This is a genomic window from Klebsiella sp. FDAARGOS_511, from assembly GCF_003812845.1.
Classification (GTDB): domain Bacteria; phylum Pseudomonadota; class Gammaproteobacteria; order Enterobacterales; family Enterobacteriaceae; genus Klebsiella; species Klebsiella grimontii.
In genome coordinates, this window is the sequence record NZ_CP033824.1 from 2,883,610 (window position 1) to 2,906,223 (window position 22,614).

General features: G+C 52.7%; 20 protein-coding genes. 16 read left to right on the forward strand and 4 right to left on the reverse strand.

What is annotated here, in order from left to right:
* Positions 1 to 3: 3 nt before the first annotated feature.
* Both rbsD and kup read right to left on the reverse strand, forming a co-directional pair.
* Complete coding sequence (gene rbsD / locus EGY08_RS14845) at positions 4 to 423, reverse strand: D-ribose pyranase (protein ID WP_123828617.1); 420 nt, start codon at positions 421 to 423, stop codon at positions 4 to 6.
* Positions 424 to 607: 184 nt separating this feature from the next.
* Positions 608 to 2,476 (reverse strand): low affinity potassium transporter Kup, encoded by a 1,869-nt coding sequence (kup, locus tag EGY08_RS14850; RefSeq protein ID WP_004127053.1) that lies wholly within the window; start codon positions 2,474 to 2,476, stop codon positions 608 to 610.
* A gap of 217 nt (positions 2,477 to 2,693) precedes the next feature.
* Between kup and ravA the strand changes: the two genes are divergently transcribed.
* Positions 2,694 to 4,193, forward strand: a complete 1,500-nt coding sequence (gene ravA / locus EGY08_RS14855) for an ATPase RavA (protein ID WP_004127051.1) — start codon at positions 2,694 to 2,696, stop codon at positions 4,191 to 4,193.
* Positions 4,190 to 5,638, forward strand: coding sequence for an ATPase RavA stimulator ViaA (gene viaA, locus EGY08_RS14860; RefSeq protein ID WP_049131988.1), 1,449 nt, complete (start codon positions 4,190 to 4,192; stop codon positions 5,636 to 5,638). The genes ravA and viaA overlap by 4 nt, the downstream gene beginning before the upstream one ends.
* Positions 5,639 to 5,645: 7 nt before the next feature.
* Here viaA and asnA read toward each other — a convergent pair whose 3' ends face one another.
* The gene (asnA, locus tag EGY08_RS14865; RefSeq protein WP_004127047.1) at positions 5,646 to 6,638 is read right to left on the reverse strand and encodes an aspartate--ammonia ligase; all 993 of its coding nucleotides are present in this window, start codon (positions 6,636 to 6,638) and stop codon (positions 5,646 to 5,648) included.
* A gap of 152 nt (positions 6,639 to 6,790) precedes the next feature.
* Between asnA and asnC the strand changes: the two genes are divergently transcribed.
* The 13 genes from asnC to EGY08_RS14935 all read left to right on the forward strand — a co-directional run bounded on the left by asnC (position 6,791) and on the right by EGY08_RS14935 (position 18,288).
* Positions 6,791 to 7,249 (forward strand): transcriptional regulator AsnC, encoded by a 459-nt coding sequence (asnC, locus tag EGY08_RS14870; protein WP_004107306.1) that lies wholly within the window; start codon positions 6,791 to 6,793, stop codon positions 7,247 to 7,249.
* A 91-nt stretch (positions 7,250 to 7,340) separates the two neighbouring features.
* The gene (gene mioC / locus EGY08_RS14875; RefSeq protein WP_123828618.1) at positions 7,341 to 7,781 is read left to right on the forward strand and encodes an FMN-binding protein MioC; all 441 of its coding nucleotides are present in this window, start codon (positions 7,341 to 7,343) and stop codon (positions 7,779 to 7,781) included.
* Positions 7,782 to 8,162: 381 nt separating this feature from the next.
* Entirely contained in the window at positions 8,163 to 10,052 is a 1,890-nt protein-coding gene (mnmG, locus tag EGY08_RS14885; protein WP_049112496.1) for a tRNA uridine-5-carboxymethylaminomethyl(34) synthesis enzyme MnmG, read from the forward strand.
* Between the two features lie 112 nt (positions 10,053 to 10,164).
* Entirely contained in the window at positions 10,165 to 10,788 is a 624-nt protein-coding gene (gene rsmG, locus EGY08_RS14890) for a 16S rRNA (guanine(527)-N(7))-methyltransferase RsmG (protein ID WP_004127042.1), read from the forward strand.
* A 616-nt stretch (positions 10,789 to 11,404) separates the two neighbouring features.
* Positions 11,405 to 11,785, forward strand: coding sequence for a F0F1 ATP synthase subunit I (gene atpI / locus EGY08_RS14895; protein ID WP_004127040.1), 381 nt, complete (start codon positions 11,405 to 11,407; stop codon positions 11,783 to 11,785).
* Positions 11,786 to 11,793: 8 nt separating this feature from the next.
* Entirely contained in the window at positions 11,794 to 12,609 is an 816-nt protein-coding gene (gene atpB, locus EGY08_RS14900) for a F0F1 ATP synthase subunit A (protein WP_004127037.1), read from the forward strand.
* Between the two features lie 47 nt (positions 12,610 to 12,656).
* Entirely contained in the window at positions 12,657 to 12,896 is a 240-nt protein-coding gene (gene atpE, locus EGY08_RS14905; RefSeq protein WP_000429386.1) for a F0F1 ATP synthase subunit C, read from the forward strand.
* 56 nt (positions 12,897 to 12,952) lie between these two features.
* Positions 12,953 to 13,423, forward strand: coding sequence for a F0F1 ATP synthase subunit B (gene atpF, locus EGY08_RS14910; protein ID WP_004107293.1), 471 nt, complete (start codon positions 12,953 to 12,955; stop codon positions 13,421 to 13,423).
* A 14-nt stretch (positions 13,424 to 13,437) separates the two neighbouring features.
* Positions 13,438 to 13,971 (forward strand): F0F1 ATP synthase subunit delta, encoded by a 534-nt coding sequence (gene atpH, locus EGY08_RS14915; RefSeq protein WP_004127031.1) that lies wholly within the window; start codon positions 13,438 to 13,440, stop codon positions 13,969 to 13,971.
* A 12-nt stretch (positions 13,972 to 13,983) separates the two neighbouring features.
* Positions 13,984 to 15,525: a F0F1 ATP synthase subunit alpha gene (gene atpA, locus EGY08_RS14920; RefSeq protein ID WP_004127029.1), complete on the forward strand. Its 1,542-nt coding sequence runs from the start codon at positions 13,984 to 13,986 to the stop codon at positions 15,523 to 15,525.
* Positions 15,526 to 15,575: 50 nt separating this feature from the next.
* Positions 15,576 to 16,439 (forward strand): F0F1 ATP synthase subunit gamma, encoded by an 864-nt coding sequence (atpG, locus tag EGY08_RS14925; RefSeq protein ID WP_004127027.1) that lies wholly within the window; start codon positions 15,576 to 15,578, stop codon positions 16,437 to 16,439.
* 26 nt (positions 16,440 to 16,465) lie between these two features.
* Positions 16,466 to 17,848 carry a F0F1 ATP synthase subunit beta gene (gene atpD / locus EGY08_RS14930; RefSeq protein ID WP_004127025.1) on the forward strand — a complete coding sequence of 461 codons (1,383 nt, stop codon included), beginning with the start codon at positions 16,466 to 16,468 and terminating at the stop codon, positions 17,846 to 17,848.
* A 20-nt stretch (positions 17,849 to 17,868) separates the two neighbouring features.
* Entirely contained in the window at positions 17,869 to 18,288 is a 420-nt protein-coding gene (locus EGY08_RS14935; protein ID WP_004107274.1) for a F0F1 ATP synthase subunit epsilon, read from the forward strand.
* A 412-nt stretch (positions 18,289 to 18,700) separates the two neighbouring features.
* Here the strand turns inward: EGY08_RS14935 and EGY08_RS14940 are convergent, their stop codons facing one another.
* Positions 18,701 to 20,872 (reverse strand): right-handed parallel beta-helix repeat-containing protein, encoded by a 2,172-nt coding sequence (locus tag EGY08_RS14940; RefSeq protein WP_049113668.1) that lies wholly within the window; start codon positions 20,870 to 20,872, stop codon positions 18,701 to 18,703.
* Positions 20,873 to 21,217: 345 nt separating this feature from the next.
* On the opposite strand from EGY08_RS14940, the gene glmU reads away from it, so the two are divergent.
* Complete coding sequence (gene glmU / locus EGY08_RS14945) at positions 21,218 to 22,588, forward strand: bifunctional UDP-N-acetylglucosamine diphosphorylase/glucosamine-1-phosphate N-acetyltransferase GlmU (protein ID WP_049113666.1); 1,371 nt, start codon at positions 21,218 to 21,220, stop codon at positions 22,586 to 22,588.
* The last annotated feature ends 26 nt before the right edge of the window (positions 22,589 to 22,614 follow it).

Consider the following 22,614-nt stretch of genomic DNA (forward strand, 5'->3'; position numbering starts at 1 on the left):
ACCTCAGAACGTCACGCCGGCACAGAGAATAACGTTCGCATACGGGGAACACTCCCCGCTGCGAATCACCGCCTGACTGTCTGCGGTTTCTTTTTTAAACTGCTCATGACTGGTGTAACGAATTTCAATAGTGTTTCCCTGGTGCTGCTGCAGCTGCTCAAGGTGATTGAGCAACGTCGCGTGGAGCTGCGGATTAAGAGTTTTAATGTCTTCCGCGAGGATAGCCGCTTCAACCTGCATTTCGCTCGTCACCACCTCCAGAACCTGCATAAAGGAGGGCACCCCGTGGGTTAACGCCATATCAATACGCGCGCTGCTGCGGGGAACCGGTAAACCAGCGTCGCAAACCACCAGCGTATCGGTATGACCCAGACGGGAGATAACTGACGAAATATCAGCATTGAGGACGGTACCTTTTTTCATTTTCTCTTTTGCTCCACTAGCGAAACGTTTCGCTGGTATTAGTATTAGCAATAAGAGAACAGAAAACCATCACCAGATGTGAGAATTGTGATCGTCATCGAAACGTTTCGCAACGCAGAAGCGAGAAAGTCCGAAGTGAGTAGATAAAACAAAAAAGCCCTTCGTCAAGAAGGGCCTTAGCGAATCAGATCTCAACCTGAGTGCCGAGCTCAATAACCCGGTTAGGCGGGATTTCGAACTGGTCCGGCGCTCGCAGGGCGTTGCGCTGCAGCAGCAGATACAGCTTGCCGCGCAGGCGCAGATACCATGGCCGCTTGCCGATGATCAACGACTCATGCGACATAAAGAAGGAGGTCTCCATCATCCGGCAGCTCAGACCTTCCAGCCCGCAGCGGTGGAAAACCTCTTCGACGTTCGGCGTTTCGCGCCAGCCGTAGCTGGCAACGACGCGCCAGAACGATGGCGATATCTGTTCAATCTGCACGCGACGAACGTTATGTACGTACGGCGCGTCTTCGGTACGCAGCGTGAGCAAAATCACCCGCTCGTGCAGCACCTTGTTATGCTTCAGGTTGTGCAACAGCGCGAAAGGAATCACGTTCAGCGCCCGAGACATATAAACAGCGGTACCCGGCACACGAACCGGCGGCGATTTTTCAAGAGAAGAGATCATCGCCTCCAGAGAGTTACCGTGCTCATGCATCCGACGCAGAAGGCGGAAACGCTCGCTCTTCCAGGTCGTCATGATGGTAAACATCACCAGACCGAGGGTCAGAGGCAGCCAGCCGCCGGAGACGATTTTATCGAGGTTCGCAGAGAAGAGCGGGATATCAATGCACATAAAGGCAACCAGCAGCAGGGCCACTACGAACTTATTCCAGTGCCAGTTTTGACGCGCCACGGTCGTGAACAGAATGGTGGTCAGCACCATCGTTCCCGTCACCGCAATACCGTATGCCGCCGCCAGATTCGAAGAGTGCTCAAAGTTAACAATCACGATAACCACCGAGATATACAGCAGCCAGTTGATGAACGGGATGTAAATCTGCCCGGACTCCATTTCCGAGGTATGAATAATACGCATTGGCGACAGGTATCCCAGACGCACCGCCTGACGAGTCAGGGAGAAGACGCCGGAGATAACCGCCTGGGAAGCGATAACCGTCGCCAGGGCGGCAATAATCAGCATCGGAATCAGCGCCCACTCCGGGGCCAGCAGAAAGAACGGGTTTTTAATTGCTTCCGGGTGTTTGAGCAGCAGCGCCCCCTGGCCAAAGTAGTTCAGCACCAGCGAAGGCAATACCACCGAAAACCAGGCCAGACGAATAGGTAATTTACCGAAATGCCCCATATCGGCATACAGCGCTTCCACGCCGGTGATTGACAGCACCACCGCCCCCAGCGCCACAAACGAAACGGTTTTATATTCAAGGAAGAAATGAACCGCCCAATACGGGTTCAGCGCCTGCAGCACCTCCGGGTTAGCGAAGATACTGCGTGCCCCCAGCACCGCCAGTAGCAAGAACCAGATCAGCATAATTGGCGCGAACAGCTTGCCCACCATGCTGGTACCGTGCTTTTGAATGGCGAATAATAGCGTCAGAACAATAATGGAAATGGGCACAACCCAGGTATCCAGGTCGGGAGCGATAATTTCCAGCCCCTCTATCGCCGACATCACCGAGATGGCAGGCGTAATCACCACCTCGCCATAAAAGAAGCTGCCGCCGATAAGCCCAAGGATCACCAGTACGGATGTCGCACGTGCGGAGGTGTTTCGCCCCGCCAGCGACATTAACGTCAGGATGCCACCTTCACCGGCGTTATCTGCCCGCATCACGAAGGTGATGTACTTGAGCGATACGGTAAAAATTAATAGCCAGAAAATGAGCGACAGGAAGCCAAAAACAGCATCACGCTCAACGCCAAAGCCAAACTGGCCTGACAGACATTCACGAAGTGTATACAGTGGGCTGGTGCCGATATCGCCGTATACCACGCCGATTGCCGCCAGCGTTATTGCCGGCAGCGATTGCTTATTATCAGTGCTCATAGACTAGTCTTTTCGTTTATAAAACAAATGTGTGCCTAGTCCCTTGGCCCACAAAAAGCGCACAGTATGCACGATTATTTGCTGAATCGTACCCCTAACTGACATCATCTTAACCTGACTCAAAGAAAATAAATCGATTCTTCAGGCTATTACCACCCCTAATCAAACATCTATACTCGACCTAACAACGACATTCTAAAAAGCACGCAACTCTATTATGGCTCAATCACATTTACTGGCAGAAAGAATTTCCCGGCTCAGCGCCGCGCTGGAAAAAGGACTCTTCGAACGCAGCCACGCAATACGCCTTTGCCTGCTTGCCGCCCTCAGCGGCGAGAGCGTTTTTCTGCTGGGCCCGCCGGGGATCGCCAAAAGCCTGATTGCCCGTCGCCTCAAGTTCGCCTTTCAGCAGGCTCGCGCATTTGAATACCTGATGACCCGTTTCTCCACGCCGGAAGAGGTCTTTGGACCACTCTCCATTCAGGCGCTGAAAGATGAAGGGCGCTATGAGCGTTTGACCGCCGGCTATCTTCCGGAAGCCGAAATTGTTTTTCTCGATGAGATCTGGAAAGCGGGCCCGGCGATTCTCAATACGCTATTGACGGCGATAAACGAACGCCATTTCCGTAACGGGGCGACCGAAGAGAAAATCCCCATGCGCCTGCTGGTGGCGGCGTCAAACGAACTCCCTGAGGCGGACAACAGCCTGGAAGCCTTATACGACCGTATGCTTATCCGGTTATGGCTGGACAAGGTACAGGATAAAACTAACTTCCGCTCAATGCTGGTAAGCCAGCAGGACGAGAACAGTAATCCAGTCCCGGCGAATTTGCAGGTCAGCGACGAGGAGTTCCTGCAATGGCAGCAGGATATCGGCAACGTGAAGCTACCGGACAGCGTGTTTGAACTCATATTCCAGCTGCGCCAGCAGCTAGATACGCTGCCGAACGCGCCCTACGTCTCAGATCGTCGCTGGAAAAAAGCGATTCGTCTGCTGCAGGCCAGCGCCTTTTTCAGCGGTCGCGACACCATTGCGCCAATAGACCTGATCCTGCTGAAGGATTGCCTGTGGCACAACGTTGAGACAATGAACCTGATGTCCGCGCAACTGGAGACCTTAATGACCAGCCACGCCTGGCAGCAGCAGGCGATGCTCACTCGACTGGGGTCGATAGTCCAGCGGCGCATTCAGCTTCAACAGCAGCAAAGCGATAAGACCGCGCTAAAAGTCACCCGTCTCGGCGGGATGTTCAGCCGGAAACCTCATTATGAACTGCCTGCTGAAGTGCAGGACCCCACGCTAACGCTGCTTCTCCAGCAGCCGCTCAAACTGCACGATCTGGAAGTCATTCATATTACGTTCGTTCGTGAAGAGCTCGCTCATTGGCTGGAGAAAGGCGGTGAGATCCGCGGCAAGCTCAACGGTATTGGTTTTGCCCAGCAGCTGAATATGGATGTCGATACCAGCCAGCACCTTGTCGTGCGCGACGTCAGCTTACAGGGATCGCGGCTCTCCCTGCCCGGTAGCGAATCACGGGAAAATATGCCGGCCGAAATCCGGCAACAGCTGGAGGCGCTGGACGACGAATGGCATCAGCAACATAACCGCTTTAGCGAACAGCAAAAATGTCTGTTTATCCCCGGCGAGTGGCTGGGGCGTATTGAAGCCAGTCTTCAGGACGTCGGCGCGCAGATTAAACAGGCCCGCCAGTCATGACCCTGGACATGCTGAATGTCATGCTGGCAGTCGGCGAAGAGGGCATGATCGATGAGATGCTGCTGGCGCTGCTGGCGGCGCCTCAGCTCGCGGTATTCTTTGAAAAATTCCCGCGGCTCAAAAATATTATCGCCGCCGACATCCCTCGCTGGCGGGAAGCGGTGAGATCGCGGCTAAAAGAGACCAACGTCCCGCCCGAGCTGGATGCGGAAGTTCAGTGCTATCAGCAGTCACAACGGCTTTCCACCTCGCAGTTTATCGTCCAGCTTCCGCAAATTCTGAGCCAGCTACATAAGCTCCACTCCCCGTTCGCCAGTCAGGCGCAGCAGCTGGTGGATGACAACAGTACCTTTACGCCAGCGCTGCACACATTATTCCTCCAGCGCTGGCGCCTGAGCCTGGTGGTGCAGGCTACCTCTCTTAATCAGCAGCTACTGGATGAAGAGCGCGATCAGCTGCTGAGCGAAGTTCAGGAGCGCATGACCCTTAGCGGCCAGCTGGAGCCGGTACTGGTGGAAAATGACAATGCGGCTGGGCATCTGTGGGACATGAGTGCCGGAGAGCTGAAGCGCGGCGATTATCAGCTGATCGTTCGCTACGGGGATTTTTTAACTCAACAACCTGAGCTCATGCAGCTAGCCGAACAGCTGGGACGCTCGCGTGAAGCGAAAGCGGTGCCGAAAAAAGATGCGCCGATGGAGACCTTTCGCAGCCTGGTGCGCGAACCGGCCACCGTGCCGGAGCAGGTCGACGGGCTTCAGCAGAGCGACGATATTCTGCGTCTGCTGCCGCCAGAGCTGGCCACCCTCGGCATTACCGAGCTGGAGTTTGAGTTCTACCGCAAGCTGGTTGAAAAGCAGCTGCTGACCTATCGGCTACACGGCGATGCGTGGAAGGAAAAGATCACCGAACGGCCGGTCACGCGCCAGGACGTTGACGAACAGCCGCGCGGGCCGTTTATTGTCTGCGTCGATACTTCCGGCTCAATGGGGGGTTTCAATGAACAGTGCGCCAAGGCGTTTTGTCTGGCGTTGATGCGGGTCGCTCTGGCGGATAACCGCCGCTGCTTCATTATGCTGTTTTCCAGCGAAGTGGTGCACTACGAACTCACCGGCCCGCAGGGGCTGGAGCAGGCGATTCGTTTCTTAAGTCAGCGCTTTCGCGGCGGCACCGATCTGGCCAGCTGCTTCCGGGCGGTGATTGAGCGTATGCAGAATCCGCAGTGGGTCGATGCTGATGCGGTGGTGATTTCCGATTTTATCGCCCAGCGCCTGCCGGATGAGGTGATCAATAAGGTGGGAGAGCTACAGCATAAACATCAACATCGTTTTCATGCGGTGGCGATGTCGGTACACGGTAAGCCCGGCATTATGCGCGTTTTCGATCATATCTGGCGCTTTGATACCGGGTTGCGTAGCCGCCTGCTGCGACGCTGGCGGCGTTAATCACTGATTAAAGAAGAGCAGCAACGCTTTGACGAACCTGCGTTGGCCACACGCCGCACTGCACCTGGCCGATGTGATCCAACTGCAGAAGCAGCATCGTCAGGCGTGACTGGCCAATGCCGCCGCCGATAGTCTGCGGCATCTCCCCGCGTAGCAGCGCCTGGTGCCATTCCAGCTTCAGGCGATCTTCATCACCGGTTATCGCCAGCTGACGCTTCAGCGCTTCGGCATCCACGCGGATCCCCATTGAAGAGAGTTCGAATGCATCTTCCAGAACCGGGTTCCATACCAGAATGTCGCCGTTCAGGCCCGCATAGCCTTCAGCGGCAAGCGTACTCCAGTCATCGTAATCAGGCGCGCGAACGTCGTGGCGCTGGCCATCAGAAAGCTTACCGCCGATACCGATCAGAAATACCGCGCCCAGCTCTTTTGCGATTGCCCTCTCGCGGCCCTTGGCATCGAGATCCGGATAACGGCTTAAAAGCTCCTGGCTGTGAACAAAGTGGATCTTCTCCGGCAAGAACGGCGTGAGGCCAAACTCTTTACTGACTGCATCCTCGGTGGCTTTGATCCCAGCATAGATCGCTTCAACGGTTGCTTTCAGCGTGCCGCAATGGCGTTCTTCATCCCCCATTACGCGCTCCCAGTCCCACTGGTCAACGTAGACGGAATGGATGGCGGTTAACCGGTCTTCATCGGGGCGAAGGGCCTTCATGTGCGTGTACAGCCCTTCGCCCGCGCTGAAGTCGTGTTGTCCCAGGGTTTGACGCTTCCACTTCGCCAGCGAGTGAACCACTTCGAACTGGGCGTCAGGCAGTGTTTTCACTTTGACCTGAACCGCTTTTTCGCAACCAGAGAGGTTATCCTGCGTCCCATCGCCCACGCGGCTTAAGATCGGCGCCTGGACTTCTATCAGGCCGAGCTTCTCTTCAAGCTGGCGGGAAAAGTGTGACTTAACGAAACTAATCTGGCGTTGTTTTGCGATGTATGCGGTTTTCATTTTTTATAACTCCTGCGTCCTGTTGCCATTGATTAAGCAACAAAACAGCGCTGCAATTCAATAATCCAACAACAAAAAGCCTACATCGATTTTGATTCATTAAAATTTGAGGCTAAAATAGAAATATTCGTCAAACTTCATAAGAAAAACCTATGGAAAATTATCAGATCGACAATCTGGACCGCGGCATCCTTGAGGCTCTCATGGCCAACGCGCGTACCGCCTATGCTGAGCTGGCAAAACAGTTTGGCGTCAGCCCGGGGACCATCCACGTTCGCGTAGAGAAAATGAAGCAGGCCGGAATTATTACCGGCGCGCGTATAGACGTGAGCCCCAAGCAGCTGGGTTACGATGTGGGATGCTTTATCGGCATTATTCTGAAGAGCGCGAAAGACTACCCCTCGGCGCTGGCCAGGCTAAACAGCCTGGATGAGGTTACCGAGGCGTATTACACCACCGGGCACTACAGCATCTTTATAAAAGTGATGTGCCGATCGATTGACGCTCTCCAGCATGTACTTATCAACAAGATCCAAACAATTGATGAAATTCAGTCCACTGAAACGCTGATCGTCCTGCAAAACCCGATTATGCGCACCATCCGCCCATGATCGGGCTTTTTAATCCCACATTTTTCCACAGGTAGATCCCAGCTCGCTCACAGCGTACAATACGCCACTCTGAATAGTGGAGCGGGCGATCATGGCAGAGATAACTCTAATCAGCGGCAGTACGCTGGGTAGCGCAGAATATGTATCAGAACATCTGGCGGAAAAGCTGGAAGAGGCTGGTCACAGCACGACTATCCTGCACGGACCGCTGATCGAAGATCTGCAGCCGCAGGGGATCTGGCTGGTTATCTCTTCGACGCATGGCGCCGGGGACATTCCCGATAATCTTCTGCCTTTCTATGAAGCGCTTCAGGAGAAGCAGGTCGATCTTTCTGCAGTCCATTTTGGCGCAATCGGCATTGGTAGCCGCGAATACGATACCTTCTGCGGAGCGATTGATAAGCTCGAGGCTGCGCTCAAAGCCTGCGGGGCAAAACAGATCGGTGAAACGCTCAAAATTAACGTCCTCGAACATGAAATTCCGGAAGATCCGGCCGAGATTTGGGTGGGATCCTGGAAAAACTTGCTCTGAGAATTGTAAAGATCATACTTTCTTCTGTGGATAACTATGCTTAAAAGCTTGGATCAACCGGTAGTTATCCAAAGTATAACCGTTGTCTGATTTTTGTGCTGTGTATAACCCTTCATTTTGATCCCAGCTTATACGGACCAGGATCACCGATCATTCACAGAAAGCGATCCTTCTTAAACGGTTGATCCTAAACCGCGGATCTGACTTATCCACAAGACAAGCCGATCCTAATAAGAGATCACAATAAAACAGATCTCTAAATAAAAGATCTTCTTTTTAATACTCAGGATCCCGGCGCTTTCTCGGAAGGCTAAAGTTGAGTAGAATCCACGGCCCGGGCTTCAATCTATTTTCAAACCGCTTTATGCGAGGCATACCACCATGTTTTATCAGGATCCTTTTGACGTCATCATCATTGGCGGGGGTCATGCAGGCACTGAGGCCGCGATGGCCGCAGCGCGAATGGGTCAACAGACTCTGCTTTTGACACACAATATCGACACGCTGGGGCAGATGAGCTGCAATCCGGCGATTGGCGGCATTGGGAAAGGACACCTGGTAAAAGAAGTGGATGCGCTTGGCGGCCTGATGGCGAAGGCCATTGACCACGCAGGCATCCAGTTTAGGATACTAAACGCCAGCAAAGGCCCTGCCGTACGGGCGACTCGCGCTCAGGCAGACCGAGTGCTGTACCGCCAGGCCGTACGGACCGCGCTAGAAAACCAGCCCAACTTAATGATCTTCCAGCAGGCGGTGGAAGATCTGATTGTTGAGAATGATCGTGTTGTCGGTGCCGTCACCCAGATGGGGCTTAAATTCCGCGCCAAAGCGGTAGTACTGACCGTCGGAACCTTTCTCGACGGTAAGATCCATATTGGCCTCGATAACTACAGCGGCGGCCGTGCAGGGGATCCTCCTTCGATCCCGCTGTCCCGCCGTTTGCGTGAACTGCCGCTGCGCGTCAGCCGCCTGAAAACCGGTACCCCGCCGCGTATCGACGCAAGGACGATTGATTTTAGCGTTCTGGCACAGCAGCACGGCGATAATCCGATGCCGGTCTTCTCGTTTATGGGGGATGCTTCTCAACATCCGCGTCAGGTGCCGTGCTTCGTCACGCATACCAACGAGAAAACTCATGACGTGATCCGTAATAACCTCGATCGTAGCCCGATGTATGCCGGCGTAATCGAAGGGATCGGCCCCCGCTACTGTCCTTCGATCGAAGACAAGGTCATGCGCTTTGCCGATCGCAACCAGCACCAGATCTTCCTCGAGCCGGAAGGACTGACGTCCAACGAGGTTTATCCAAACGGTATCTCCACCAGCCTGCCGTTCGATGTCCAGATGCAAATCGTCCGCTCAATGCAGGGGATGGAAAATGCAAAAATCGTTCGTCCTGGCTACGCTATTGAGTACGATTTCTTTGACCCGCGTGACCTGAAACCGACGCTGGAAAGTAAATTTATCCATGGCCTGTTCTTTGCCGGCCAGATTAATGGCACGACCGGTTATGAAGAAGCTGCCGCTCAGGGCCTGCTTGCCGGCCTGAACGCCGCCCGTTTCTCCTCCGAGAAAGAGGGATGGGCGCCCGGCCGCTCTCAGGCATACCTTGGCGTCCTGGTGGACGATCTCTGTACTCTTGGCACCAAAGAACCGTACCGCATGTTTACTTCACGCGCGGAATACCGCCTGATGCTGCGTGAAGACAACGCCGATTTGCGCCTGACCGAACAAGGCCGTGAACTGGGTCTGGTGGATGACGAACGCTGGGCGCGCTTCAACCAGAAGCTTGAAAGTATTGAACGTGAACGCCAGCGCCTCAAAGCCAGCTGGGTTAATCCGCTGGCGGAAAGCGCTGCGGAAGTGAATGCTCAGCTGACTGCGCCTTTATCCCGTGAAGCTAACGGTGAAGATTTGCTCCGTCGTCCGGAAATGACCTACGAACAGCTGGTGCAGATGACGCCGTTCTCGCCGGGTCTTGAGGATAAGCAAGCGGCTGAACAGGTTGAAATTCAGGTAAAATACGAAGGCTACATCGCGCGCCAGCAGGATGAAATCGAGAAACAACAGCGCAACGAGAACACGTTGCTGCCCGCTACGCTTGATTATCGCCAGGTGAATGGGTTGTCGAACGAGGTCATTGCCAAGTTGAACGACCATAAGCCGTCTTCGATAGGACAGGCATCGCGTATTTCCGGCATTACGCCTGCGGCAATCTCGATTTTGCTGGTGTGGTTGAAGAAGCAGGGAATGCTGCGCCGTAGCGCCTGATTTTCCACTGAACAATACATTGGCGGATAACGCATCTGACGTCCGCCAGGTTAATTTCTCAGCCCGGTTAGCGAATCGCCTCCGGGCTCATTGTTTTAAACAGGTACCGATCGTGCTCAACAAACTTTCTCGTCTGCTTGATGAAGCAGGTATTTCACTTACCGATCACCAGAAAAACCAGCTTGTCGGCTACGTTGGCATGCTGGATAAGTGGAATAAGGCGTATAACCTGACCTCGGTTCGCGATCCTGCCGAGATGCTGGTACGCCACATCCTCGATAGCATTGTTGTTGCGCCATTCCTTAAAGGAACGCGTTTTATCGATGTCGGTACGGGCCCTGGCCTGCCGGGGATCCCGCTGGCTATCGTGCGTCCTGAATCCCACTTCACCCTGTTAGACAGCCTTGGCAAGCGAGTTCGTTTCCTCCGCCAGGTCCAGCATGAGCTAAAACTGGATAACGTCACCCCGGTACAAAGCCGTGTGGAAGAGTTCCCGGCAGAGCCGCCGTTTGACGGCGTCATTAGCCGCGCATTTGCGTCGCTGAATGACATGGTGAGCTGGTGCCATCATTTACCCGCCGAGAACGGTCACTTCTATGCGCTCAAAGGGTTAGCGCAGGAAGATGAAATGGCAAATTTACCGGAAGGGTTCGTCATTAAAGATGTTGTCGAACTGCATGTGCCTCAGCTGGAAGGGGAGCGTCACCTTGTGGTGATTCAGCCAAAAATGATTTAATTTTTATCAAAAAATGTGAAAAAAAGACGGGCCGTGCATGTTACAAAAATAGAAGTCACGGCAGGGTATTATCGGACGGTCTTTAACCATGAAGTTACCATGGTTTTTCTTTCCGTTAACTTTTCCCGATTGCTTTACCAAAAGAATAGTCAACATTGAAAATATCAGTACGCTAAAAATCTCGCTGCTTGCCGTTCATACTGATGTTAAATATTTATTATGAATGTCAATAAAAGGTTTTTATTGTATATGGGATTGTTTTAGAAAGAATACCTGGTTTTTATGTTGAATATCAAACGGATAAAAAATTGGGTTTTATGTACAGAATTAATTCGATTTCGCGAAAAATGTTTATTATGTGATCTGATGCACGCTTTAATTGCCGATTTTACGCGGTATTTGCAGTTTTGCATGACTGCTCACAGATTGGTGAAATGCATGAAAAGTTGTCTGTCGGAAAATAATTAAACATTTATTCACTATTTTGCTACTTATTGTTTGAAATCACGAGGCGTCACCGTATAATTTGTCCGCTTTTTGATGCTTGACTCTTCGTCTTAAAGGACGTTTTATACGACACGCGACATACCTCGAAGGGAGCAGGAGTAAAAACGTGATGTCAGTGTCGCTCTTGAGTCGAAACGTTGCTCGTAAGCTTCTGTTTATTCAGTTACTGGCAGTAATAGCAAGTGGACTGCTGTTCAGCCTCAAAGACCCTTTCTGGGGCATCTCCGCGGTGAGTGGAGGTTTGGCGGTTCTTTTGCCAAATATGATATTTATGATTTTTGCCTGGCGTCATCAGGCGCATACACCAGCTAAAGGCCGAGTGGCCTGGTCCTTCGCCATCGGTGAAGCCTTCAAGGTGTTGCTGACCTTCGCCTTTCTGGCGGTGGCGCTGGCGGTTTTGAAAGTGGTATTTTTGCCGCTGATAGTGACGTGGGTTTTGGTGCTGGTGGTACAAGTTCTGGCGCCAGCTGTAATTAACAACAAAGGGTAAAAGGCATCATGGCTTCAGAAAATATGACGCCGCAGGATTACATAGGCCACCATCTGAACAACCTTCAGCTGGACCTGCGTACATTCTCGCTGGTGGATCCGCACAACCCCCCGGCCACCTTCTGGACGCTCAACATTGACTCCATGTTTTTCTCAGTGGTGCTCGGTCTGTTATTCCTGTTTATGTTCCGCAGCGTGGCTAAAAAGGCGACAACCGGCGTACCTGGTAAATTCCAGACCTTCATTGAGATGATCATCGGCTTCGTCCATGGCAGCGTCAAAGATATGTATCATGGCAAGAGCAAGGTCATTGCTCCGCTGGCCCTCACCGTGTTCGTCTGGGTATTCCTGATGAACCTGATGGATCTGCTGCCTATCGACTTTATCCCTTGGATCGGCGAACACGTTCTCGGTCTGCCTGCTCTGCGCGTGGTGCCGTCAGCTGACGTTAACATCACCCTGTCGATGGCGCTTGGCGTATTTATCCTGATTCTTTTCTACAGCATCAAAATGAAAGGCGTGGGCGGGTTCGTTAAAGAACTGACCCTGCAGCCGTTCAATCACTGGGCGTTCATTCCTGTCAACTTAATCCTTGAAGGGGTAAGCCTGCTGTCAAAACCTGTATCACTGGGTCTGCGACTGTTCGGCAACATGTATGCCGGTGAGCTGATTTTCATTCTGATTGCTGGCCTGTTGCCGTGGTGGTCACAGTGGATTCTGAATGTGCCATGGGCCATTTTCCACATCCTGATTATTACGCTGCAAGCCTTCATCTTCATGGTTCTGACGATCGTCTATCTGTCGATGGCATCTGAAGAGCATTGATTTTTACCAACATACTACGTTTTAACTGAAACAAACTGGAGACTGTCATGGAAAACCTGAATATGGATCTGCTGTACATGGCTGCCGCTGTGATGATGGGTCTGGCGGCAATCGGTGCTGCGATCGGTATCGGCATCCTCGGGGGTAAATTCCTGGAAGGCGCAGCGCGTCAACCGGATCTGATTCCTCTGCTGCGTACTCAGTTCTTTATCGTTATGGGTCTGGTGGATGCTATCCCGATGATCGCTGTAGGTCTGGGTCTGTACGTGATGTTCGCCGTCGCGTAGTAAGTTGTTCGAAAGAAACCTAAGCCACAGAGTTATTTTTTAAGAGGTATTGTGCTGTGAACATGAACGCAACAATCCTCGGCCAGGCCATCGCGTTTGTTATCTTCGTATGGTTCTGCATGAAGTATGTATGGCCGCCGTTAATGGCTGCCATCGAAAAGCGCCAGAAAGAAATTTCTGACGGTTTAGCTTCTGCAGAACGCGCTAAGAAAGATTTGGACCTTGCACAGGCCAACGCGACCGACCAGCTGAAAAAAGCGAAAGCGGAAGCCCAGGTAATCATCGAGCAGGCGAACAAGCGTCGCTCTCAGATCCTGGATGAAGCAAAAGCGGAAGCAGAACAGGAACGCACCAAAATCGTCGCACAGGCGCAGGCTGAAATCGATGCCGAACGTAAACGTGCTCGTGAGGAGCTGCGTAAGCAGGTTGCTATCCTGGCTGTTGCTGGCGCCGAGAAGATCATCGAACGTTCCGTGGATGAAGCTGCTAACAGCGACATCGTGGATAAACTTGTCGCTGAACTGTAAGGAGGGAGGGGCTGATGTCTGAATTTGTAACGGTAGCTCGCCCCTACGCCAAAGCAGCTTTTGACTTTGCCGTCGAACACAACAGCGTTGAACGCTGGCAGGATATGCTGGCGTTTGTTGCTGAAGTGACTAAAAACGAAGAAATGGCAGAGCTACTCTCTGGCGCACTGGCGCCGGAAACGCTCTCTGATGTGTTTATCGCGGTTTGTGGTGAGCAACTGGACGAGAATGGTCAAAACCTGATTCGGGTAATGGCTGAGAATGGTCGTCTGAATGCGCTCCCTGATGTTCTCGAGCAGTTCATTCACCTGCGCGCTGCCAGTGAGGCAACCGCAGAGGTAGAAGTTATTTCTGCCGCTCAAATGAGTGACGAACAGCTTGCGAAAATTACCGCCGCGATGGAAAAACGTCTGTCACGCAAAGTTAAGCTGAATTGCAAAATCGATAAGTCTGTAATGGCAGGCGTAATCATCCGTTCGGGTGATATGGTCATTGATGGTAGCGTACGCGGCCGTCTTGAACGCCTTGCAGACGTCTTGCAGTCTTAAGGGGACTGGAGCATGCAACTGAATTCCACCGAAATCAGCGAACTGATCAAGCAGCGCATTGCTCAGTTCAATGTTGTGAGCGAGGCTCATAACGAAGGTACTATCGTTTCTGTAAGTGACGGTGTTATCCGCATTCACGGCCTGGCCGATTGTATGCAGGGTGAGATGATCGCTCTGCCGGGTAACCGTTACGCTATCGCACTGAACCTGGAGCGCGACTCCGTAGGGGCAGTTGTGATGGGTCCGTACGCTGACCTCGCCGAAGGTATGAAGGTTAAATGTACTGGCCGTATCCTTGAAGTTCCGGTTGGCCGCGGCCTGCTGGGACGTGTGGTTAACACCCTGGGTGCACCGATTGATGGTAAAGGTCCGCTGGAGCACGACGGCTTCTCCGCTGTTGAAGCTATCGCGCCGGGCGTAATCGAACGTCAGTCCGTCGATCAGCCGGTGCAGACCGGTTATAAATCCGTTGATGCCATGATCCCAATCGGTCGTGGACAGCGTGAACTGATTATCGGCGACCGTCAGACCGGTAAAACCGCGCTGGCTATCGACGCCATCATCAACCAGCGTGATTCCGGCATCAAGTGTGTCTACGTAGCCATCGGCCAGAAAGCGTCCACCATTTCTAACGTGGTACGTAAACTGGAAGAACACGGCGCGCTGGCTAACACCATCGTTGTGGTTGCAACCGCATCTGAATCTGCCGCACTGCAATACCTGGCGCCATACGCTGGTTGCGCAATGGGCGAATACTTCCGCGACCGCGGTGAAGATGCGTTGATCATTTATGATGACCTGTCTAAACAGGCCGTTGCTTATCGTCAGATCTCCCTGCTGCTCCGCCGTCCGCCTGGACGTGAAGCATTCCCGGGCGACGTATTCTACCTCCACTCTCGTCTGCTGGAGCGTGCTGCACGTGTTAACGTCGAATACGTTGAAGCTTTCACCAAAGGTGAAGTGAAAGGTAAAACCGGTTCACTGACCGCGCTGCCGATTATCGAAACCCAGGCGGGTGACGTTTCTGCGTTCGTTCCGACCAACGTAATTTCCATTACCGATGGTCAGATCTTCCTGGAAACCAACCTGTTCAACTCCGGTATTCGTCCTGCGGTTAACCCGGGTATCTCCGTATCCCGTGTTGGTGGTGCAGCTCAGACCAAGATCATGAAGAAACTGTCCGGTGGTATTCGTACCGCTCTGGCGCAGTATCGTGAACTGGCGGCGTTCTCCCAGTTTGCCTCTGACCTTGATGATGCAACCCGTAAGCAGCTGGACCACGGTCAGAAAGTGACCGAACTGCTGAAACAGAAACAGTATGCGCCGATGTCCGTTGCGCAGCAGTCTCTGGTTCTGTTCGCGGCAGAACGTGGTTATCTGGCGGATGTCGAGCTGTCGAAAATCGGTAGCTTTGAAGCCGCTCTGCTGGCTTACGTCGACCGTGATCACGCTCCGTTGATGCAAGAGATCAACCAGTCCGGTGGCTATAACGACGAAATCGAAGGCAAGCTGAAAGGCATCCTCGATTCCTTCAAAGCAACCCAATCCTGGTAAAGTCTGGCGGCTTGCTTTAGGGCAGGCCGCAAGGCATTGAGGAGAAGCTCATGGCCGGCGCAAAAGAGATACGTAGTAAGATCGCAAGCGTCCAGAACACGCAAAAGATCACTAAAGCGATGGAAATGGTCGCCGCTTCCAAAATGCGTAAATCGCAGGAGCGCATGGCGGCCAGCCGTCCTTATGCAGATACCATGCGCAAAGTGATCGGTCACCTTGCGAACGGTAATCTGGAATATAAGCACCCTTACCTGGAAGAACGCGACGTTAAACGCGTGGGCTACCTGGTGGTGTCTACCGACCGTGGTCTGTGCGGTGGCTTGAACATTAACCTGTTCAAAAAGCTGCTGGCGGAAATGAAAGCATGGTCCGATAAAGGCATTCAGTGCGAACTCGCAATGATCGGCTCTAAGGGCGTGTCGTTCTTTAATTCCGTTAGCGGCAACGTTGTCGCCCAGGTGACGGGTATGGGTGATAACCCATCCCTGTCCGAACTGATCGGTCCGGTAAAAGTGATGTTGCAGGCCTACGATGAAGGCCGTCTGGACAAGCTGTATATTGTCAGCAACAAATTTATTAACACCATGTCTCAGGTTCCAACCATCACTCAGCTGTTGCCGTTACCGGCTTCAGAAGATGGTGAGTTGAAGCGTAAATCCTGGGATTACCTGTATGAACCCGATCCGAAAGCGCTGCTGGATACCCTGCTGCGCCGTTATGTGGAATCTCAGGTTTATCAGGGTGTGGTAGAAAACCTGGCCAGCGAGCAGGCCGCACGTATGGTGGCGATGAAAGCCGCGACCGACAATGGCGGCAGCCTGATTAAAGAGCTGCAGTTGGTATACAACAAAGCTCGTCAGGCCAGCATTACTCAGGAACTCACCGAGATCGTCGGTGGAGCATCCGCGGTATAACCAGGTTAATTCGTAGAGGATTCAAGATGGCTACTGGAAAAATTGTCCAGGTAATCGGCGCCGTGGTCGACGTCGAATTCCCTCAGGATGCCGTACCGCGCGTGTACGAGGCTCTTGAGGTGCAAAATGGTAGTGAGAAGCTGGTGCTGGAAGTTCAGCAGCAGCTCGGCGGCGGTATTGTTCGTACCATCGCCATGGGTTCTTCCGACGGTCTGCGTCGCGGTCTGGAAGTAAAAGACCTCGAGCATCCGATCGAAGTCCCGGTAGGTAAAGCAACGCTGGGTCGTATCATGAACGTACTGGGCCAACCGGTAGACATGAAAGGCGACATCGGCGAAGAAGAGCGTTGGGCTATCCACCGCGCAGCGCCTTCCTACGAAGAGTTGTCAAACTCTCAGGAACTGCTGGAAACCGGCATTAAAGTTATCGACCTGATGTGTCCGTTTGCGAAGGGCGGTAAAGTTGGTCTGTTCGGTGGTGCGGGCGTAGGTAAAACCGTAAACATGATGGAGCTGATCCGTAACATCGCGATCGAGCACTCCGGTTACTCCGTGTTTGCGGGCGTAGGTGAGCGTACTCGTGAGGGTAACGACTTCTACCACGAAATGACCGACTCCAACGTTATCGATAAAGTATCCCTGGTGTATGGCCAGATGAACGAGCCGCCGGGAAACCGTCTGCGCGTTGCGCTGACCGGCCTGACCATGGCTGAGAAGTTCCGTGACGAAGGTCGTGACGTTCTGCTGTTCGTCGATAACATCTACCGTTACACCCTGGCCGGTACTGAAGTATCCGCACTGCTGGGCCGTATGCCTTCAGCGGTAGGTTACCAGCCGACCCTGGCGGAAGAGATGGGCGTTCTGCAGGAACGTATCACCTCTACCAAAACCGGTTCAATCACTTCCGTACAGGCGGTATACGTACCTGCGGATGACTTGACTGACCCGTCTCCAGCCACCACCTTTGCGCACCTTGACGCAACCGTGGTACTGAGCCGTCAGATCGCCTCTCTGGGTATCTACCCGGCAGTTGATCCGCTGGATTCCACCAGCCGTCAGCTGGATCCGCTGGTTGTTGGTCAGGAGCACTACGACACCGCTCGTGGCGTTCAGTCCATCCTGCAGCGTTATCAGGAACTGAAAGACATCATCGCCATCCTGGGTATGGATGAACTGTCTGAAGAAGATAAACTGGTGGTAGCTCGCGCGCGTAAGATTCAGCGCTTCCTGTCCCAGCCGTTCTTCGTGGCAGAAGTATTTACCGGTTCTCCGGGCAAATACGTCTCCCTGAAAGACACCATCCGTGGCTTTAAAGGCATCATGGAAGGCGAATACGATCACCTGCCGGAGCAGGCGTTCTACATGGTCGGTTCTATCGACGAAGCCGTGGAAAAAGCCAAAAAACTTTAACGCCTTAATCGGAGGGTGATATGGCAATGACTTACCACCTGGACGTCGTCAGCGCAGAGAAACAAATGTTCTCTGGTCTGGTCGAGAAAATCCAGGTAACGGGTAGTGAAGGTGAACTGGGTATTTACCCGGGGCACGCGCCGCTGCTCACCGCCATTAAGCCTGGTATGATTCGCATCGTTAAGCAGCACGGTCACGAAGAATTTATTTACCTGTCAGGCGGCATTCTTGAAGTGCAGCCGGGTAGCACGACCGTTCTGGCTGATACGGCAATTCGTGGCCAGGATCTCGACGAAGCGCGAGCCCTGGAAGCGAAACGTAAGGCTGAAGAGCACATTAAGAGCTCTCATGGTGACGTGGATTACGCTCAGGCGTCCGCGGAACTGGCCAAAGCGATCGCTAAACTGCGCGTTATCGAGTTGACCAAAAAAGCGATGTAACACCGGCTTGAACGTTAAAAGCCAGTCTGGTTTCCAGGCTGGCTTTTTTTATGGTTTCGTTTCAGAAAAAACAAAACTAAAAAGAGGGTTTAAAAATTTTGTGATGAATGTCTCATTTTTATTGATCGTTTAAAAGATGAAGCGTAGACTTGTTTTTGTGATGTAAATCACAAAAAAGAATTCATCAAAAACGTAATCGCTATCCAGGAAGAGATCATGAAACTGCTTAATAAAATCGTCGCTTTCTTCAGTGCTATGAACGTAACCTTCGGTACGTTCAATCACTAAGACGTCCGCTCTCCAGACTGCTTATGCGCTGTACCGCTAACTAAAACGACAACACATGCGGTGTGAAGCAGGAAAGAAAGTAAAAAGGTCGCCCGAGGGCGACCTTTATGTTTTTAGCGTGTCCCTAGTTGCGACTAAGGAAGTTACCGGTGTTAAAGCTGCCGTCGGCCTCACGCATCAGCGGATCCGGCAGTGTCAGAGTCTGATAGTCGGCGCTGTGAATACTCTTTCCCTGGGCGTTGATGCTTCTGCCACCGTGGATAAAGTAGTTACTATCATCAATGTTCCCGACAACGGCATCGTCATATTTCCCCGGCTGGCTGCGCAGGGAAAGGTTATCGCTAAAGGTACCCTGCGTTTCCGGTGCGCCATATGGGCTTGGGCGGAATAGATAGTTAAAGCGCTGGTTATCCACCGCAACGTTATTGATCACTACCAGCTTGCCCGGGTTGAAGTTGTCGGTAAAACCGTCCAGATGATTGCCGATGGCGATGCTGTTACGGACCTCGTGGGCGACCGGCTGCCCTTCCCCACCGAGCTTAAAGCCGTTGCTGATATTATTGCGGGCAATTGAGTTCTCGATCACCACAACGCCGTTAGCGCCGTCCTCAATCTTATTGAACAGGTCGAAGCCGTCGTCGATGTTATCGTGTGAGTAACAGCCCTCCAGCCGGTTACCCTCCCCTACGCGCATTTTCACCGCAAAGCCATCGGCGTTAATTTTACCCGGATCTTCGTTATTAAAGGATTCAGAATTCACCACCCGGTTATAGCTGGCCCACAGCGGGCGTCCGACATCCGCCGGAGAGGAAATTTGAATACCGGTATCATCGTTACGATACGCGGTGACGTTCTCAATCAGGTTATGGCTACCCTGTATGCGCAGACTCTTGTCCGTAATCTCTATTCCATTGATATGCCAGTAGCCGGCATCCAGCAGTAGCCCGTGAATCACGGCTTTTCCACCAGCTTTCAGGGTTTTAATTTTGTCTTTCAGGCCGCTGGCGCTAACCGGAATGGTAGTTTGCGGATAATTACCGGCGGCTAATATAATTTGCCCGCCAGGGGGAACGAGTTCGACGGCGGTGGCTAAATCCAGCGGCGACTCTGCCGTGCCTTTGGCCTGCGGTTGCCCCTCAGGTGAAACATAGAGCGTATTGCCTGTGATATTGGCACTCTGTTCCACCGTCAGCGTCTGAGTCAGCGAGTTTGCGCTGGTGGCCGGCGTAAAAATAACTTCGAATGTGCTTTTATCTTTCAGAACGGCAGGTTGGGTAAACATTTCACCGGCTTTCACGGCTTTCTCCTGCCCGATCACCACTTCATCCTGGCGAACGGTGATGCGCCCGTCGCTATTGGTACGCGCCTGTAGTATGTACGTTTTGTCCTGGCTTTTTGTTCCCGAGGCAATTTGCATGACCGGCGGCCAGCTTTTGGCAACATACGGGGCGGAGGGAACCGTATTTGCCGCGGAAGTCGTCAGGGAAGCATTGCTGACGGTTATTTTGGCATTACGTGAGGCGAAGAAACCGACGTAGTAATGTTCTTTATCCTGCTGGGTAACCAGATCGGCGTGAGGAACACGCTGGCTTACCCACTCATTACTGCCCGTTGCCGCCCATGAGGTAATAAATCCGTCGTTAGTGCGTTCCAGCTTAAGCTGAAACGTCGGGGTTTGCTGAATATCGATTTTCTCTTTGTAACTTTGACGCTTGATTACTGCGCCCGCATTTCCCCACGGCTGGGTTATCCCTTCCCGGCTGATAGCCTGCAGCTTAATATGCGAGTGATCTTTTTTATCCTGGGTCATAATGGCGTTCATCACCATATTGGACGCCGCCGGGAACTCTTCGTAGCCGACCTTGAGGGGCTCTTGGCGTGGGTTGCCAATGACGTCGCGGACCAGCAGTCCAGCGCCTTCCTGCGCCGCAGGACGCGCGCCATTTTCCGGGCCAAACTGATTGACGGTCACCGTAGCCTGCAGGATAAAATTCTGACTGGTTGGGAGTTGGGTATAAAAGAAGGTCAGTCCGTCGTGGGCGTTGGCAATTTTACCTCCCCGGCTCTCGATGGTAATGGGCTGGCTGAGATCGGCGGAATCCTGCGGCGTCAGTTTTTTACCGGCGATAGTGACATCATTGACGCCAATCTTTTCAGGCAGAACATTCGAGGAAAAATTGCTGTCGGTGGATTGCCCAAAGGCGATTGCCCGCCACTGATGGCCTCCGTTGGCCTGCAGCGGTAGCGCGATCATCGTACTGCAAAGGGTTAATGCCAAAGGTATTTTGTTTTTCATTTTTTTCTCCTGGGTAATTATTAAGCGGCATTATCAGGAAAATGAAATGGTGTTTCTATTTATTGCGTCACAATTAATGAATATTAAAACTGCGTTTTATTTTATGGGTTTTCTTTATTTATCCATCAAAAAAACAGCAAAAGCAGAGGGATAGCCGGTATCCCTCCCCCCTAAAATGCTTTTTTTGCGCTAAACGGGTTTGCGCTGGCTAAAAATACCCACCTAAAATGGTCTATAGCGTTACGCTTGTGCGTTTTATATTCGTCTCGTTTCATGATGAAAAATATGTAGATATTTCAACGTGAAAGGCTTTTACTTTTCGTTCTAACAGCAGTCAGGATGCGTATGTCAAACAGTCCGATGAGCGTGGTTATTCTTGCCGCAGGCAAAGGTACCCGCATGTATTCCGATCTTCCTAAGGTGTTGCATTCGCTGGCCGGAAAGCCGATGGTGCAGCATGTTATTGATGCAGCTAAAGAATTAGGGGCATCCGCCGTACATCTGGTGTACGGGCACGGCGGCGACCTGCTTCGCCAGACGCTGCGCGAAGACAATCTTAACTGGGTCCTACAGGCCGAACAGCTTGGTACCGGCCACGCCATGCAGCAGGCGGCACCGTTCTTCAGCGACGATGAAGATATCCTGATGCTGTACGGCGACGTGCCGCTTATTTCGGTCGAAACATTACAGCGCTTGCGGGACGCAAAACCGCAGGGCGGTATCGGCCTGTTGACGGTGAAGCTGGACGATCCGACCGGCTATGGCCGCATTACGCGCGATAACGGCGCGGTGACGGGAATTGTTGAGCATAAAGACGCCAGTGAAGAGCAGCGCCGGATTCAGGAAATTAACACCGGGATTCTGGTCGCCAACGGGGCGGATCTTAAACGCTGGTTGGCTAAGCTCACCAACAACAACGTTCAGGGCGAATACTACATCACCGACATTATCGCCATGGCCTATCAAGAAGGCCGTGAAATTGCCGCTGTACATCCGCAACGGTTAAGCGAAGTGGAAGGCGTGAATAACCGCCTGCAGCTCTCCCGTCTTGAACGCGTCTGGCAGTCGGAACAGGCTGAAAAACTGCTGCTCGCGGGCGTTATGCTGCGCGATCCGGCGCGTTTTGATCTACGCGGCGTGCTGAAATACGGGCGCGATGTCGAAATTGATACTAACGTTATCCTCGAAGGTGACGTGGTGTTGGGGGATCGGGTCAAGATCGGCGCTGGCTGCGTGATCAAGAACAGTACCATTGGCGATGATTGCGAGATCAGCCCCTATACCGTGGTGGAGGATGCTCATCTGGAAGCCGCCTGTACCATTGGGCCGTTCGCGCGGCTGCGCCCAGGCGCTGAGCTTCTCGAAGGCGCGCACGTCGGCAACTTTGTCGAAATTAAAAAGGCGCGCCTGGGTAAAGGCACAAAAGCCGGGCATCTTTCTTACCTCGGCGACGCTGAGATTGGCGATAACGTTAATATCGGCGCGGGCACCATCACTTGTAACTATGATGGTGCAAATAAACATAAAACGGTGATCGGCGATGACGTGTTTGTTGGCTCTGACAGCCAGCTGGTCGCGCCGGTGACCGTCGGCAAAGGCGTCACCATTGCCGCAGGAACAACGGTAACGCGTGATGTTGCCGATAATGAATTAGTGTTAAGCCGCGTGCCGCAGGTTCATAAACAGGGATGGCAGCGCCCGGTGAAGAAGAAGTAAGGCTATTTCTCTTTCGCCCTTTTGGG